This window comes from Methanobacterium congolense (assembly GCF_900095295.1).
Taxonomy (GTDB): Archaea; Methanobacteriota; Methanobacteria; order Methanobacteriales; family Methanobacteriaceae; genus Methanobacterium_C; species Methanobacterium_C congolense.
Window position 1 is genome coordinate 952,501 of record NZ_LT607756.1, and the last position, 16,233, is coordinate 968,733.

The 16,233-nt window shown below is 38.8% G+C and carries 14 protein-coding genes (1 of these 14 only partly in view); 8 read left to right on the forward strand and 6 right to left on the reverse strand.

Translation table 11 applies throughout. The features are described from left to right. From MCBB_RS04490 to MCBB_RS04515, 6 genes are all read left to right on the forward strand, one after another. Positions 1–1,523: the 3' portion of a PAS domain S-box protein gene (locus MCBB_RS04490; RefSeq protein WP_084789774.1), read on the forward strand. It extends 229 nt beyond the left edge of the window; the window shows 1,523 of its 1,752 coding nt (coding positions 230–1,752); its start codon lies off the left edge, out of view; the stop codon is at positions 1,521–1,523. A gap of 166 nt (positions 1,524–1,689) precedes the next feature. Beyond that, positions 1,690–3,093: an amino acid permease gene (locus tag MCBB_RS04495; RefSeq protein ID WP_071906631.1), complete on the forward strand. Its 1,404-nt coding sequence runs from the start codon at positions 1,690–1,692 to the stop codon at positions 3,091–3,093. A 253-nt stretch (positions 3,094–3,346) separates the two neighbouring features. Continuing rightward, positions 3,347–3,847 (forward strand): peptide-methionine (S)-S-oxide reductase MsrA, encoded by a 501-nt coding sequence (msrA, locus tag MCBB_RS04500; protein WP_071906632.1) that lies wholly within the window; start codon positions 3,347–3,349, stop codon positions 3,845–3,847. Between the two features lie 223 nt (positions 3,848–4,070). After that, complete coding sequence (locus tag MCBB_RS04505) at positions 4,071–4,481, forward strand: PaaI family thioesterase (RefSeq protein WP_071906633.1); 411 nt, start codon at positions 4,071–4,073, stop codon at positions 4,479–4,481. 171 nt (positions 4,482–4,652) lie between these two features. Beyond that, positions 4,653–5,063 (forward strand): ferritin-like domain-containing protein, encoded by a 411-nt coding sequence (locus MCBB_RS04510; RefSeq protein WP_071906634.1) that lies wholly within the window; start codon positions 4,653–4,655, stop codon positions 5,061–5,063. 218 nt (positions 5,064–5,281) lie between these two features. Continuing rightward, complete coding sequence (locus MCBB_RS04515; RefSeq protein WP_071906635.1) at positions 5,282–5,641, forward strand: hypothetical protein; 360 nt, start codon at positions 5,282–5,284, stop codon at positions 5,639–5,641. Positions 5,642–5,652: 11 nt separating this feature from the next. Here the strand turns inward: MCBB_RS04515 and MCBB_RS04520 are convergent, their stop codons facing one another. After that, positions 5,653–6,261, reverse strand: a complete 609-nt coding sequence (locus MCBB_RS04520) for a 5-formyltetrahydrofolate cyclo-ligase (RefSeq protein ID WP_071906636.1) — start codon at positions 6,259–6,261, stop codon at positions 5,653–5,655. Between the two features lie 478 nt (positions 6,262–6,739). Here MCBB_RS04520 and MCBB_RS04525 point away from each other — a divergent pair, with 478 nt between their 5' ends. Both MCBB_RS04525 and MCBB_RS04530 read left to right on the forward strand, forming a co-directional pair. Next, positions 6,740–7,780: a hydroxymethylglutaryl-CoA synthase gene (locus MCBB_RS04525; protein WP_071906637.1), complete on the forward strand. Its 1,041-nt coding sequence runs from the start codon at positions 6,740–6,742 to the stop codon at positions 7,778–7,780. Between the two features lie 115 nt (positions 7,781–7,895). Beyond that, the gene (locus MCBB_RS04530) at positions 7,896–9,047 is read left to right on the forward strand and encodes a thiolase domain-containing protein (protein WP_071906638.1); all 1,152 of its coding nucleotides are present in this window, start codon (positions 7,896–7,898) and stop codon (positions 9,045–9,047) included. Positions 9,048–9,300: 253 nt separating this feature from the next. On the opposite strand, the gene MCBB_RS04535 is transcribed toward MCBB_RS04530, so the two are convergent. From MCBB_RS04535 to MCBB_RS04555, 5 genes are all read right to left on the reverse strand, one after another. Further along, complete coding sequence (locus tag MCBB_RS04535) at positions 9,301–9,651, reverse strand: rhodanese-like domain-containing protein (protein ID WP_071906639.1); 351 nt, start codon at positions 9,649–9,651, stop codon at positions 9,301–9,303. A gap of 117 nt (positions 9,652–9,768) precedes the next feature. Then, positions 9,769–11,250 (reverse strand): flippase, encoded by a 1,482-nt coding sequence (locus MCBB_RS04540; protein ID WP_071906640.1) that lies wholly within the window; start codon positions 11,248–11,250, stop codon positions 9,769–9,771. 428 nt (positions 11,251–11,678) lie between these two features. Continuing rightward, positions 11,679–13,316, reverse strand: coding sequence for a thermosome subunit alpha (gene thsA, locus MCBB_RS04545; RefSeq protein WP_071906641.1), 1,638 nt, complete (start codon positions 13,314–13,316; stop codon positions 11,679–11,681). 259 nt (positions 13,317–13,575) lie between these two features. After that, positions 13,576–14,958, reverse strand: a complete 1,383-nt coding sequence (locus tag MCBB_RS04550; RefSeq protein WP_071906642.1) for a cyclic 2,3-diphosphoglycerate synthase — start codon at positions 14,956–14,958, stop codon at positions 13,576–13,578. A gap of 474 nt (positions 14,959–15,432) precedes the next feature. Then, entirely contained in the window at positions 15,433–15,762 is a 330-nt protein-coding gene (locus MCBB_RS04555; protein WP_071906643.1) for a UPF0058 family protein, read from the reverse strand. Between the last annotated feature and the right edge of the window lie 471 nt (positions 15,763–16,233).

The following is a 16,233-nucleotide window of genomic DNA, read 5'->3' on the forward strand; positions in this document are numbered from 1 at the left end:
CTGTGATAACTGTTTTAAATCCGGAGTATGAAAGAACTTTGCAGGATGATCTCAGGGAGGATTATGTATACGCACTGAAAACAATGGATTTAAATGAGGTCAGATGCTCTGTAGAAATGGCTATTCATGCATCTAAAATACAAAAAGAACTTATAAGAAAGGAAAAAAGATTCAAAACACTATACAACGAGGCACCCCTTGCATATCAATCCCTGAATCAGGAAGGATTTATAATAGAGGTTAACAGAAAGTGGCTTGAGAACTTAGGCTATAAACGTGTGGATGTGCTTGGGCACTGGTTTGGAGAATTTCTCACACCAGAATCTCTGGAAGATTTTATGAACAACTTTCAACGTTTCAAGATTGATGGAAAAATTTCTGGATTGAGACTTGTGATGCTGCGTAAAGATGGATCCAAGCTGAATCTTTTATTCAAAGGAAGGGTGAGTTACGATGAAAATGGAAACTTCAAACAAAGTCACTTCATCTTTCAGGATATAACAAAACAATTAAAGGTAGAAAAAGCTCTCAAGGAATCTGAAACTTATTATAAAGCAATATTTGAAAATAGGGGTGCTGCAAGTGTTATAGTTGAGGAAGATGACATAATTTCCCTTATAAACAGTGCCTTTGAAGATCTCTGTGGCTACTCCAAGGAGGAAGTTGAGGGGAAAATGGTTTGGTATCACTTTGTTTCAGATAAACATCTGGATTTTATGAAGGAGTATCGCAGTATGAGACTTGAAGATCCCAATTCAGTTCCCAATAACTATGAATTTGAATTGGTTGATAGGGCGGGTAACCTTAAGAACATCCTCATAACTGTTTCAATGATACCTGGAACCCGTAAAAGTTTGATGTCCCTCATGAACATCACTAAGTTGAAGGACACCGAGAACGAACTCAAAAATTCCCTCAAAGAGAAGGATCTGCTCTTGAAGGAGGTTCATCACCGTGTTAAAAACAACATGCAGATCATCTCAAGTCTCCTGAGTCTTCAGTCCAGTTACATCGAGGATGAGAATGTAAGAACGCTTTTCCAGGAGAGTCAGAACCGTATCAGATCCATGGCAATGGTCCATGAAAAACTCTACAAATCAGAGAACATGTCAAAAATAGATTTTAAGCAGTACATGTCTGATTTAGTGGATAGCCTATCCTACAATCACAGGATAAATCCAGACAACGTTAAGAAGAAGATGGAGTCTGTTCTCTTCGATGTGGAAACAGCAATTCCATGTGGACTTATCCTAAATGAACTGGTTACAAACACTTTCAAGCACGCATTTCCAAATGGAAACATAGGAGAAATTACAGTTGAACTCTGCAAAAAGGGGAGTACTGTGTTCATGAAGGTTTCAGATAATGGAATAGGATTTCCAGAGGATATAGATTTTAAAAACACAAAATCATTGGGTTTGAAGCTTGTGAACAGTTTGGTGATGCAGATGGATGGTGAAATTCAGCTCGATAGAACCAATGGGACTAAATTTACAGTATCCTTCACCAGATCAAATGAATGAAATGATCTAAATGCAGAATTAAATATAAGCCTACTAAAAATCTTGAAATTATCATTTTAATTGGGTATCCTGAGGGTTTATAAAAAATTTAATTGCAATTCAAAAATCCAAAAAAATTTCTTTTTTTGCAAAAACATGAATTTAGGCATTGGTTAAGGCTGTGATCATGACTCGGAAGATATTCTGGAAAAAACCCATAAGCAGTCTTTTAGATGCAAGTTCTGGTGATAAAAGCCTTAAAAGGGTTTTGGGACCGGGTGGTCTGCTTTTAATGGGGATAGGTGCCATAATAGGTGCAGGAATATTCATACTAACTGGCATAGCTTCTGCAAACTACTCTGGCCCTGCGCTGATAATATCATTCATGGTTGCAGGTGCAGCATGCCTTTTCACAGCTCTCTGTTATGCTGAATTTGCAACCATGGTACCTGTTGCAGGGAGTGCCTACACCTATAGCTACGTAACTTTAGGTGAGATATGGGCATGGATCATAGGATGGGACCTTGTCCTTGAGTATCTGGTCATAGTTGCAGCGGTTTCAGTGGGATGGTCAGGTTACATAGTTCATGTGTTCATGACGTTGGGATTGTACCTCCCACCAGCCCTGATAAATCCCTTTGGATTGAATGGAGGAGCCATAAATCTCCCCGCAGTTTTGATCATAGCTTCAATAACAGCGTTACTTGTGAAGGGTGCCAGGGAAAGTTCCAACTTCAATGCAGTCATCGTTACCATAAAGGTTGCAGTCATACTCATATTCCTAATGATAGGGGTCAACTACATCAACCCAACCAACTACACTCCATTCATGCCCTACGGTTGGAGTGGAGTTTTCAAGGGTGCTGCAATAATATTCTTTGCATACATTGGATTTGATGCTATCACAACTGCAGCTGAAGAGGTTAAAAAACCCCAGAGAACCATTCCTCTGGCAATTGTTGGCTCATTGATTATCAGTTCAATTTTATACATTGCAGTTGCAGCTGTTTTAAATGGAATGGTGCCCTACTTTGAATTCAAAACAACTGCTGCACCTGTGGCATACGCCCTTGAAAAGGTAGGTATACGTTGGGCAGACATAATAGTTTCTGTAGGTGCACTCTGTGGAATAACCTCTGTGCTACTTGTCAACATGTTTGGACAGACTAGAATATTCTTTGCAATGTCCAGGGATGGATTACTGCCTAAAACCTTCTCCAAAGTTCATAAAAACTTCAAAACACCAATAAATGGAATAATACTGGTTGGTGCAGTTGCATCCGTACTTGCAGCTTTTCTACCCCTGAATGATATAGTTGAACTCGTGAACATAGGAACCCTTGCAGCTTTCACAATAGTTTCAGCTGCAGTCATAGTTTTAAGGAGGCAGAGACCTGATATTGAACGTCCATTCAAATGTCCATTCGTACCCCTGGTACTTGCAGCCGCAATAGTCTTCTGCCTATTTCTGATAACACAGCTCCCAACTGTAACCCACCTCAGATTCTTGGTGTGGCTTTTAATTGGACTGGCTGTTTACTACTTCTATGGAAGACGTAGAAGTAATCTCACATCTAAACACAGTTCTTAGAATCATTTAAAAACCATTTCACATTATTATTTCACAATCCAATTCAGGAACATGATTTAAAACAGATTGCTACGTAAAAAAAGTATGTTCGTTATGTGTATGTGAATTTGAGTAAAATATCAATATATCAAATAATATCAAATAATAGGGGAATTAAAATTAGAATTAAAAAACTAAATGATAAATTATCTAACTAATCACTACCAATGGATTCAATAGTACAAATGAATTAAAAAAAATCGTAGGTGGTCAAATGCCAGATGAAAAGCTTGTAGAAGGTAAATTTCAAAGGGCAACCTTTGCAGGGGGATGTTTCTGGGGAGTTGAACAGGCATTCAGACAGATCAAGGGTGTTGTGGATACTGAAGTTGGTTACACAGGTGGTGAACTTGAAAATCCAACTTATCGTGATGTTTGTTCAGGGAAAACTGGTCATGCTGAATCAGTTGAGGTTACCTACGATCCATCTGTTGTATCATACAAAGAACTTCTTGAGGTTTTCTGGAATATACACGATCCAACGACCTTCAACCGTCAGGGGCCTGATGTGGGGGAGCAATACCGTTCTGTGATATTTTACCACAACCCTGAGCAGAAGGAAGCTGCAATAACTTCAAAGAAAGAATTAGAAAGTTCAGACCGTTACAGGGATCCTATCGTGACGCAGATCCTGCCTGCAGAGAAGTTCTGGAGTGCTGAGGAGTACCATCAGAGGTACCTTGAAAAGAGGGGAAGAAGGTTCTGTGGTCTTTAATAAACTAAGCTTAAATTAAATAGAATTATTAAGTAAAACTAATTATTTATCTTTTTTAAAATCAATAGTAGACTTAATCATTTATTTTTAAAAGCGATTATATTATAAAAAAAATCTTTAATTAATAATGAAAATTTTAAGAAAAAATTTTAAGAAAATTTTGAAATAGAAATTATATTAATCAATACTTTCTAAAAAAAATCAAAAAAATGAAGTGGTCTATGTGTTGGAGAAAGATTTAAAGCGATTCTTTAAAAGGGACAGGTTTGCAGAATTTCTGGGTATCGAGCTTCTTGAAGCAGGTGAAGGCTATGCAAAATCCAGAATGCAAATATCTAAGGAACATTTAAATGGCATAGGCACTGTGCACGGTGGTGCAATATTCACACTTGCAGACTTCACCTTTGCAGTGGCATCAAACTCCCATGGAAAGGTTACAGTAGCCATAAATGCAGATATTTCCTTCATGAATGCAGCTAAGGAAGGTGCATTAATTGCAGAGGCCAGGGAGATATCCAGAAACCACAAACTTGGAACCTACACAGTTGAGATAAAGAATGATAATGGGAAGCTGGTTGCAATATTTCAGGGCCTTGCATACATAAAAAAGAAAGAAATTGAATGTTCCAAATGATCAACATAACTCAAAATGACCAGCACACTGAATGGATAAATAAATTAGCTGGAAGCTACAAAAAAAATAATCATAAAACAATCTTCATAATAACCTGCAAAGTGTGATACAAAGTGAGGTATATTGAATTCAAGTCCAAATAATCTCTAAAAATACAAAGGGGTTTTTAAATTGGAGAAAAAGGAGATCATAACTCTTTTGAATGAAGATTTTGTAAGAGAACTTGAGGCCTCCATGATATACACCCAGAACTCTTTTTTGATGGATGAATGTGATCCAAGCAGGGTGACAGAGGCCATAGCAGTTGATGAAATGCGGCACATGTGGTGGCTTGCAGACCTCATAACCAAACGTGGTGGAAAACCAACCATGGAACACAGGGAACTTGATTTTGGGGAGGAAAACCTTCAAAGTCAGCTGAAACGCCAGATAAAACTTGAATCTGATGGAATAGAGATTTACACCCATCAAATTGAGATAATTGATGATGAAGAAGTTGTGGGTGTCTTGAAACATATTCTGGACGAGGAAAAACGCCACAGAAAGGAGTTTCGCGAGAGGCTTGACGGAATTCAAGGTTGAATACACGAATTTTCTTCAACCTTTTTTTAAATAATAATATTCTTTCTGCAATATTATTCCTTCTGCAATAATGGCCCTTTTACATTTATAATGACAACTACCTTTTTTTTGCAAGTTTTCAAATCTTAGGTTGTTTAAAGTTAAAACAGGAATTATGGGCTGACATTTTTAAAATATTTATAATGGGTAGAACAAGGATATCCTTGGAGAGATCAAAAATGGACTTAAATCCCTACCAGCTACAGGAACTTCAAGAGTATCTAATACTCCTTTATAAATTCGTATCTCAAAAAAACATGCTTAAAGATTTTTATTACAAGGATACGAATGTTGATGAACCACTAAATTTTGACATGGATGCTGTAAAAGATTTTACAGAGAGTGAGGGTTCTGAGGAATTACTTAAAAACTCTATAATTGAAGTTGAAGAATTAAAAACCGGCGAAACCCTTAAAACCCTTAAAAAAGAGGATTTTCAGGATAAATTCAATGAAATAATCCTCAAAAGTAAGGTAGACCTTTCATTTGTAGAACGCGTTGATTGGAACCAATTTATTGCATTGATCAGTAAGTTGTGATAAAATCCTTTTTAAAGCCTGATGATCCTCTCTGGCGTCACGATCATGTTTATAGGTCTGTCATGAGATTCCTTTGGAACCCTAGCAACGATCTGAATCTCATGAACCGTTGTTACAATTGGAGTCCCATCATCAATGGCATTTTCACAGAAAAGATGGGTTATTTCCCTATCACCATATCCTTTACCCTTCCCAAGCCGACCTCCCTCCAGATCCACAGCAACTGATCCCTCCACAACCATATCCACCCTTGGAAATCTCTTCACTTGGCTGCTGAACTTGAATGCACCCTCCTTGGTTGAAGCAGATTTTTCATTCCCCTCTGCAGCTTTTGGGTCAATGTGAAGGTAACCATGCTCCAGGTTGGGGGATGCCATTATGAGAACCTTCCCATCTAATAGCGCATATTCACGAACCATTTTTTGGGCCGTGTCAGGGCTTGAAAATATAACCTCTGTATCCTCCCATTCATCAGTGGCTCTCAGGAGTGCCGCTGCCCTTTGGGATCCTGGAAAGTTTGGGATCCTTCCATGCAACCATTTCTTGGATTGGGATACCTCCATGTTTTCCAAGGTTTCCCATATATCATTTCTCATTTTATCCTTAGCCTTTAAATCCATTTTAAATCCTTCTTTTTTAAATATAATCTACACAAATAAGTAATAACAAAATTTATAAATACAATTTAACAATGTTTTTATAATTATAAATTATTATAAATTGTACTCCAATTAAAGATGTACAACGTTAGTGACAATGTACTCAACTTCTTAAAAAAATAATTACGTAACTCTATAAATTAATCATTCCCCTCTTATGAAATTTTTATATTTCATAAGGCTTCAGATCGTAATTTATATTTTTAAGAAGAGCCAACATAAAAAATAAAATTAAATAAAACAAATTTTAAATCCAATTTTTTGGATGACTGATAGAATTTTAAACTGAAAAAACAGTATCAATATAAATAGTAATAGTTATCTATAGAAAATAACTATTTATAAAAAATTTCAATAAAATCAATTATAAAAAAAATCAATTTTTTTGAAATTGAAAGAATCAACTGATTGTATAAACCATTTCAAACGGTGATATCAAATGTCAGGAATTGTAGGATATGGAGTTTACATACCTTCATACAGGATAAAAGTTGAAGAAATAGCAAAGGTCTGGGGAGATGACCCCAAGGCAATTTCAAGAGGACTCGTTGTTAACGAAAAATCAGTGCCAGCTCCAGATGAAGACACAGCAACAATATCTGTGGAAGCAGCACGTAACTCACTTAAAAGGGCAATGATAGACCCTAAACAAATTGGAGCAGTCTATGTTGGATCAGAATCTCATCCGTATGCTGTTAAACCAACAGCAACAATTGTTGCAGAGGCAATTGAAGCCACGCCTGCACTAACTGCTGCAGACCTGGAATTTGCATGTAAAGCAGGTACTGCAGGAATGCAGGCAGCTATGGGGCTTGTTGATTCAGGCATAGTTGAATACGGCCTTGCAATAGGTGCAGACACGGCCCAGGGAGCTCCAGGAGATGCTCTTGAATACACAGCATCTGCAGGTGGAGCAGCATACATCATAGGAAAGGAGAACACTGTTGCAGACTTTGAAGGAACCTACAGTTTCACAACAGACACGCCAGACTTCTACAGGCGTGAGGGAAGACCTTACCCAAAACATGGTGGAAGGTTCACAGGAGAACCAGCCTACTTCAAACACGTTCTATCTGGAGCAAAGGGTCTCTTCGAGAAGATGGGAACAGAAGCTTCTGACTACGACCATGTGATATTCCACCAGCCAAATGGAAAATTCTACATAAGGGCGGCCAGAAAACTCGGATTCAACGAGGAACAGTACAAAACAGGACTCTTAACACCATTCATAGGTAACACCTACTCTGGAGCAACACCTCTGGGACTTGCAGCAGTTCTGGACATTGCCAAACCAGGTGACAGGATCATGGCAGTTTCATACGGTTCCGGAGCTGGAAGTGATGCATTCAGCATAACAGTCAACGACAGAATAGACGAAGTAAGGGAAAATGCTCCAAAGGTACAAGAACTTGTTGCAAAGAAGAGCTACGTTGATTACGCAGTTTACGCTAAATATAAGGGTAAAATAAGGATGTCCTAAGGGGAATCATCTCCTAAAGGGAATCATCTAATATTTTGAAGTTCAAGAAAAATTATTTTAAATAAAATCGTTTCAAAAAGTTAGTTTAATCACTAAATTAAATGGAGGAATTCATTTGAGAGATGTCGCAATTATAGGGGTCTCACAGACCAAATTTGGAGAACTATGGGACAAATCATTCAGGGATCTGATAGCTGAAGCAGGAATGAAAGCTATTGAAGATGCAAATATTGAAGGAGACGATCTGGATGCAATGTACGTGGGTAACATGTCTGCAGGTCTTTTTGTTGGTCAGGAACACATAGCTTCACTGATAGCAGACCATTCAGGACTCACACCAATACCCTGTGCACGTGTGGAAGCAGCCTGTGCATCAGGAGGATTAGCACTACGTAACGGTATAATGGCTGTTGCATCAGGATTCCATGATATCGTGATATCTGCTGGTGTTGAAAAGATGACAGATGTTGTTGATCCAACCCCAGCAATTGCAACTGCCTCTGACCAGGAATGGGAGGCACAGCAGGGAGTAACATTCCCATCACTCTACGCAATGATGGCAAGACGTCACATGAAGGAGTACGGAACAACTAGGGAACAGCTTGCAATGGTTTCAGTTATAAACCATGAAAACGCTGTAAATAACCCCCTTGCACAGTTCCCAATGGAGATAACAGTGGACAAGGTCCTAAACTCCAGTATGGTTGCAGACCCCTTAACACTCCTTGACTGTTCACCAGTTTCAGACGGAGCTGCAGGTGTCATACTCTGCCCAGCAGAGGATGCAAAGAAATACACAGACACACCAGTCTACATAAAAGCATCTGCACAGGCATCAGGAACAATAGCACTCCACGACAGAAGGGACATAACAACCATAGACTCAACCATCCATGCATCCAGGAAAGCCTACGAAATGGCAGGCATGACACCTAAGGACATAGATCTTGTTGAGGTACACGACTGCTTCAGTATAAACGGACTCCTTGCAATAGAGGACCTTGGATTCGTTGAGAAGGGACAGGGCGGACCTGCAATTGAAGATGGAATGACCCGACGTGACGGTGAAATACCAGTGAACCCATCTGGAGGTCTCAAAGCCAGAGGACACCCATTAGGTGCAACTGGAATTGCCCAGGCCGCTGAAATCGTATGGCAGCTTCGTGGAGAAGCAGGTAAAAGACAGATCGACGGCGCTGAAATTGGTATGACCCATAACATAGGTGGAACCGGTGGAACCGCTGCAGTGCACATAATGTCCCGCTGATTTTAAAATCAGCTTAAACCCCCTTTTTTATTTATTTTATACGGATTTTATTGGAATTTCATTATTTTCAGGCTTTTTTTAAAAAACATTTCAATTATATATAAAAAAATCTTACTGTAAAATTATTCTTAGACGTAAATACCTTGTTAGAATTAGATAATCCTGTTTTATATTAAATAAATAATTAAAAATTGGATCAACAACTAAAGATAATTCCGGATCATTAATTTATGTAATTAAGATCATTTGGGGATCATCTTACTACCTTCATTCCTTTAGCTTTACATTCCATTATTCCTCCAAGAACATTGTAAATTTTATTGTATCCAACTTTACTCATGATATTAGCTGCATTACGGCTTCTTACACCTGATCTGCAGTAAACTATGTAGGTGTCGTTTTTATCCATCCCCTCAAGCTTGCTTGTAAAGTCAGGGGAGTTGTAGTCAAGGTTTCTGGAACCCTCAAGATGATCCTCAGCGTACTCTCCAGGTGTTCTCACATCCAGAATAACAAAATCATGTTCATCCTTGTTTTCTTTTATCATTTTAAAAGCTTCTTCACAGGTTACATCTTCAATATTTGAGTCTTTTCTTCCAAACATAGAATTACACATCCCTTAAGTTACGATCAACATTTAACTTTTTATCTGTGTTATATTTTTTATCTAATTTACTATCTAAATCTTTACGATCTTTGTAGTGACTTTTTTAGAGGTGTTTTATAGTTTTTTAAATGGCTTTGCAATACTTTCAAGAACATCAATGGCAACACTCTTGAAAAAAACCAGTTCATGATCCCTTATACCTCCGATCAACCTGAGGATGATGATGTACATTATGAAGGCTGCAACAGATGCAAGAACTATGTTTAATGGTCTCTGGGGATTCAGGAGTATGAGTGCAATTGCCATTAGAATCGATGCCCCTATGCTCTTTGTAAGAAAGCCAAAGTAAAATGTACATCGGATGTAACGGAATGAGTAGAACACAGTTAGGAGAAAGGAAAATATGTAGACTAAAAGGGTCGTGAATGCCACTCCAATGATCCCGAATCTGAAACCCAGTGTAACATCCAGCACAAGGTTCAACACTGCAGAGATGATCCATATATTTCCAGTTATCCTGGTTTTATGTTCGAGAACAACGATCTGGGAGATTATACCGTAAACTCCAAAGAAGATACCTCCAAGGGCGATGATGGGAACCACTATGTAACCATTTGATGCTATCTCAGGTGTTGAAAGGATGTTCAATATGGGCTTTGCCATAACCGTGAGTCCAAAGAATGTTGGAATTGAAACCATAAGGAAAAACTTTATGGAATGGTTCAAAAGGCGTTTCACATCATGTACACGGTTCTGGGCGTAGTACTTTGATAGAATTGGAAGAAGAACTGTGTAGAAAGGTGATAATATTAGGGATATGATGTTTCCAAGGAGGTAACCTGCAGAGTAGTAACCAACGAAGGACAGTCCAAGGAGCAACCCGATAACGTAACGGTCTGCTATGTCCAGAACCCAGAATGATATGTTGCTGGGTATGGTTGGTAGTCCGAAGTTCAAATATTCCCTTAGATTATTGAATTCAGGGATCTTGAAGCCGATCCTGGAGAGTATGGGCAGGTACATTATAACGAACGTGATGATCTGAGTTATCAGCACTGCAATCACAGCTCCAACAATCCCGTAGCTCATTGAAATGAAGATCGCAACCAGGATCACCATCAGATACGCCTGGGCGAATGTGAAGATGGAGTAAGTTTTCATCTCCTGGAAGGTTCTGAAGTAATCAAAAAAGAGCAGTATCAAACCATTCAAAAATATGACCAGGGATAGGATCACACTGATGAGGTAGTTGCCCTCAAAGAGCAGGTTTGCAATGGGCCTTCCGAGTAGGAGTATGAGTATTGAAACAGCTAAACTTCCAAAGAGGGCTGCAAATCCCAGGGAATAAAAAACTTCCCTTATCTCCCCCTGATCCTCTGCGGCTGCAAGGTATCTGACCATGGTGTAGGGCAACCCCAATGATGCTATAGCAGGGATTATGGTCATGGTGACTATGAACTGGTTCCATGCACCGTACTGGGATGCTGTCAGGTCCTGACTTAAAATTGGAAGTAAAACTAGGGGACTTAAACTTGCAAGTATGCTGCTTACACCCACAAGTCCAATTTTTTTAACGAATATCTTGTATTCCTGCAAGGATACACCAACCCTTTTGGGTCAGAGCTCATGTTCTTAAAAAGAGCTCATGTTCCTTAAAAAATATTTATTACTCATTAAAAAGTTCAATTTCTATAACAAGGTCACGAAAAACTATTGAAGATAAAATTCAGCTACAAAAAGTGATTATTATTGATAGAAACTATTGTTATGATGGATCATCCTTTTGGGATTGGTGCTTTTAGATTGCAAATATCATGATCAATATTATATTTATGTAAATGGTATCATTAAACATTTTTTACCTTTTTAAGGGAAACATCAAAATACAATATTTAAAAGATTTTTTTTATAAAAAGATTCAGGCTTTAGAAAACAGGATTTTTAGCTATAGAATTTATGGATATAATTTTAGAAGGAGTTAATTGTCTTAAAAAAAGTAAAAAGATGGGATAATGTATCCCAAATTACATTGGTGGCATTCCACCAGGCATTCCGCCCATTCCAGCAGCTGCCATTTCCTCTGGGCTTGGCTGTCCAGATTTGGAGGATGCTATCATATCATCGATCCTGAGGATCATCTCTGCTGCTTCTGCTGCAGACTGTATGGCCTGCTTTTTAACACGTTTTGGTTCAATGACGTTTGCAGCTTTCATGTCTGTTACATCGCCTTTGAACACGTTCAGTCCCATGTATGGGGATTTTTCGTGTGCAGACCTGAGGTCCACGAGTGCATCGATGCTGTCGAGACCTGCGTTTTCAGCCAGGGTCTTTGGTACAACTTCAAGTGCCTCTGCAAATGCAGATATTGCAAGCTGTTCCCTACCGCTTACTGTGTCAGCGTAGTCCTTTAATCCCTTGGATATTGCTATTTCAGGTGCACCTCCACCTGCAACAACCTGTCCATCTTCAACTGTTGCTGAAACAACACCTAACGCATCTTCAACTGCTCTTTCAACTTCTTCTGCAACGTGTTTTGTGCTTCCCCTGAGTATGAGGGACACTGCCTTTGGATCCTTGCAGTCTTCTATGAAGATCATGAGCTCGTCGAATATCTTCTTCTCGTGTACGCGGCCTGCTTCACCAAGGTCTTCAGGGGTGAGGTCGTCGATGTTGGTTACAACCTTTGCGCCTGTTGCCTTTTCCAGCCTTTCTATGTCGGATTTTCTGACCCTTTTAGCTGCAAGTATTCCTGCTTTTGCAAGATAATGTTGTGCAAGGTCGTCGATTCCCTTTTGGCAGAAGAGTACGTTTGCACCACTTGCAATGATCTTGTCAACCATGTCACGGATCATCTGTTCTTCCTGTTCGATGAAGGCTTGCATCTGTGATGGATCTGTTAAATTGATCTTAGCGTCAGTTTCAAGGTCTTTAACTTCAACTGGGTACTTGAGGAGTGCAATCTTAGCATCCTGCACTTCTTTTGGCATGGATGGGTCTAACCTACCTTTGTCAAGGACGACACCGTTGACTATTTCAGATTCAGCCACTGTTGCTCCCTGGATCCTCTGTATGTGTATGCTGTCCTTGTTTATTTCACCGTCTTCTTCAACCTGTTTAACAGCACTGACTATGAGCTCTGCTAATGGTTCCCTTGCAGTTTCGGTTCCTTTTCCTGTCATTGCAGTCATTGCAACCTGTTTGAGTGTTTCTCTGTCAGCTGCGTCAATTGCAATGTTGTTGAGGATTTCCTGTGCCTTTGCTGCTGCGTTCCTGTAACCCATCACAATGACTGTTGGGTGTATGTCCTGTTCAAGAAGAGCTTCTGCTTTTTTGAGGAGTTCTCCTGCGATTATGACTGCTGTTGTTGTTCCGTCGCCCACTTCATCTTCCTGGGTTTTTGCAACTTCAACCAGCATTTTTGCTGCAGGGTGCTGGATATCCATTTCTTTAAGGATGGTCACACCGTCGTTTGTTACAACAATATCTCCAAGTCCGTCCACAAGCATTTTGTCCATTCCTTTAGGACCTAATGTTGTTCTGACGGTCTCTGCAAGTACTTTACCTGCCATTATGTTCATTCTCTGAGCATCTCTTCCCAGAAGCCTTGAAGTATCTTCTGGTAATATTATAAGCTGTTGGCCTTGTCCACCTAATTGTGCCACATTATCATCTCCTAGTCTCTTGTAGTTTATCGATGGGTTAGAGGTTCTATAAATAGTTTGTGGTTAGAGGGGTTTTTTAGTGGTAGGGCTTTCATTGTGTGAGGTGTACAAATGAAATAGTTATCTTGGTTTGCATCTTATCATGGTGTTCATCAATTTCTGACACCATGAAACTAATCAAGAAAAAAATAATTGAAATAACCTAATCCTTGAATAAAAAATTAAAAACAGGATTTCAAAAAAAATCGAATGATGTTGATCACGGATTTTCATTGAAATGTTCTATTGCACTGTCAACAACCTTTATTATGGCATCTGGAAGGTTTTCATAGTCTCCATCAATCACTTGAGGTATGTTGTCGCAGTAAACAACTTCAAGTCCTGCTTTCAGTGCGTCCTTGGTTGCAACATCAACTGCAGCTGCCTTAAGCTCGGTGAGCATCACATCAGCTTCATCTATGTACTTCTCAATGTCTTTCTGAAGTAATGGTCTGTTTGATAAGTAGGGGGTTGTTCCAACCACTTTACAGCCGTAATTATCTTCAAGGTGCTCAATGAGCACGTCCTTTATGGAATCTGGGGCAGTTGTTGCAAAGAGAACGTTCTTGTTGTTGATGTTTCCAAGGGGTTTTGGCCTGAAGACAGTGGATATGACTGTTGCATCTGGATTTATATCCTTTATATACTCTTCGATGCGTTTCACCTTCTCTGGACTTGCCATTGGCTCTTCACACATGGTTACAACCACAAGATCTGCCATTTTAACCCTGTATGGGCCGAAGAATCGTTCGATGTTTATGATTGGCTGGTTTGCCCCCACAAGAACTATGTGTTTGTCTGTTTTTATTGGGGGTATGGCTGCACCGCTTCCCTCCATTATAACGAAGTCTGCATCAACCTCATTTGCAAGCTGGGCTCCCTTCTTCATGTTGGTTATGAAAACATCCCCAACCATTCCACCACCACATCTTCTACATCCTATGGTTAAAATACGGCTCATAAGTGCATCTTCCCAGTGATCAGATGCTGCATGAACTCCCTTATCGGACTGTTCCATTAGGTACTCGGGTGTTATTTCGATCTTGTCGCCGTGAACTATCTCAGGTTCTTCAGGACCTCCACGTCCCATTGCAACCACACAGGGGTTGTAATTCTCTTTGTGTATGAGTCTAGCTGCGTATGCAGATACTGCGGTTTTCCCTATCCTTTTTCCAGTTCCAAGGATCTTGAGGGATGGTTTTTTCAGCACATCATGCTCTGAAAGTGGGTAGAACTTGAAATCAGGGCCTTCGTAGGGCACTCCCATGTCAAGAACAAGTGATGCAATCTTGAACCTCTTTGAGTAATCAACTATGGGTTCATCACTCAGATCCATGACCACATCAGCGTCGTAATCCCTCACAACTTCGATTATTGTTTCGTAGGGTATTTTGTGGGGGTCTTCACCGAAGTGAACTGGTCTTCCAAGTTTTTCAACAACACCCTCCTCTGAGTCTTCCCTTAGCTTTTCTGTACCTCCTATAAAAACAACTGCAACGATTTCGTTGTGTTCAAGGCTGTCAAGTGTGTCCAGTGCTGATTTTGTGACGGGAAGGTAGTGCTCTCCATCAACCAAGCATACCATATTTTTTATAGCTTTCATGGTAGTACATCCATTTTTTTAAAACAAACATCAATGAATTGGCTTTTTAAATTAGTATATTCTTAATAAATATTTATAGGTGCTGTAACAATGGGTTGAGGGACACTCCTTCGAAGGAGTGGAATGGAAACTGCCTCACTCTAAATCTGTAGGGAATATGTAAAAACTTATAAAAACGATTTATAGAGGATCATTTATTAAATAGATTTAAATAAAGATGATAATTAAAATAAGGGTTTAAATATATGTATGGAACAAAACTTATAGAGATTTTAAGCTTATAAATGGATTTTAAGAACTTACAGAACATTTGTTTTAAATATAAATGATGTTATCAGAGTTTCAAATCATCACGTTATTCATGGTTTACAATTAAGATACTTATAATAACGTGGGATAATGAATGATAATGATTAGCGTGATGATTAAATTAACCTGAATCCTTTTTACACCTTCAAACTTATTTTAAAGCAATTAAAGTTTTACTTTTTCTTTCTGATACTTCAGAGAATTTTCATCCTGGAATTTGAGCAATTCCTTCTTTGATCGTTTTACAAGCTCTGCAAGACCGTTTGAGATGTTTGAAGAACTTCCACCATTGTTGTTTGCAATTATCTCAGAAATTGCACTGGATAATACGAAAATAGCGTGTTTATGTTCGGCTTTAGTTCTGTGAATGTGGTGGGGGCTTATATGAAGACAGAGGTACTCCTTGCACTCATCTTTCACTTCATATTCATCATCAAGATACTTCAAAACGTATACCAGAAACTGATGCAGTTGTATGAGCTCATCCTTGTACATATTTACCAGACACCTCTTACATTTTCCTTAATTTAATTATTAAGATTCATTTGGGCATGTTATATATACCTTGGTACCGTACATCTATAAAAGAAGCAATAAGGACTATTTGTTCAATATTAACAAGTATTTTCATGCCAATACGATCTTTAGTATCTATTACAGATAAAGTTTTTGTAGGTAAAAATTTTATGTGTTGTGGATTAAGAGGAGTTAAGAGAACCTAAATAACAATTCAACCATAATTAGTAATATACTCATGTAAACAGGAAGTTCTATAATGAATGAAGGAGTATAGATCACTGGTTGATTTCTTAAGAACGGATCAATTAGATACCTTTGGAATTAGGATATATTGATTGGAATCTACCTTAAAAATGAAGTTCAGTTTCATCAACCAATGTAATCCCCTAATTCACAATATTTTCTAACCATTTAATTCACTAAAAAAAATCAGATCAGGGTTACATA

Coding starts and splice junctions, on each gene's coding strand:
- MCBB_RS04525 (WP_071906637.1), top strand. CDS start 6,740: ATGTCAGGAATTGTAGGATATGGAGTTTACATACCTTCATACAGGATA.
- MCBB_RS04495 (WP_071906631.1), top strand. CDS start 1,690: ATGACTCGGAAGATATTCTGGAAAAAACCCATAAGCAGTCTTTTAGAT.
- MCBB_RS04550 (WP_071906642.1), bottom strand. CDS start 14,958: ATGAAAGCTATAAAAAATATGGTATGCTTGGTTGATGGAGAGCACTAC.
- MCBB_RS04555 (WP_071906643.1), bottom strand. CDS start 15,762: ATGTACAAGGATGAGCTCATACAACTGCATCAGTTTCTGGTATACGTT.
- MCBB_RS04520 (WP_071906636.1), bottom strand. CDS start 6,261: ATGGATTTAAAGGCTAAGGATAAAATGAGAAATGATATATGGGAAACC.
- msrA (WP_071906632.1), top strand. CDS start 3,347: ATGCCAGATGAAAAGCTTGTAGAAGGTAAATTTCAAAGGGCAACCTTT.
- MCBB_RS04535 (WP_071906639.1), bottom strand. CDS start 9,651: ATGTTTGGAAGAAAAGACTCAAATATTGAAGATGTAACCTGTGAAGAA.
- MCBB_RS04515 (WP_071906635.1), top strand. CDS start 5,282: ATGGACTTAAATCCCTACCAGCTACAGGAACTTCAAGAGTATCTAATA.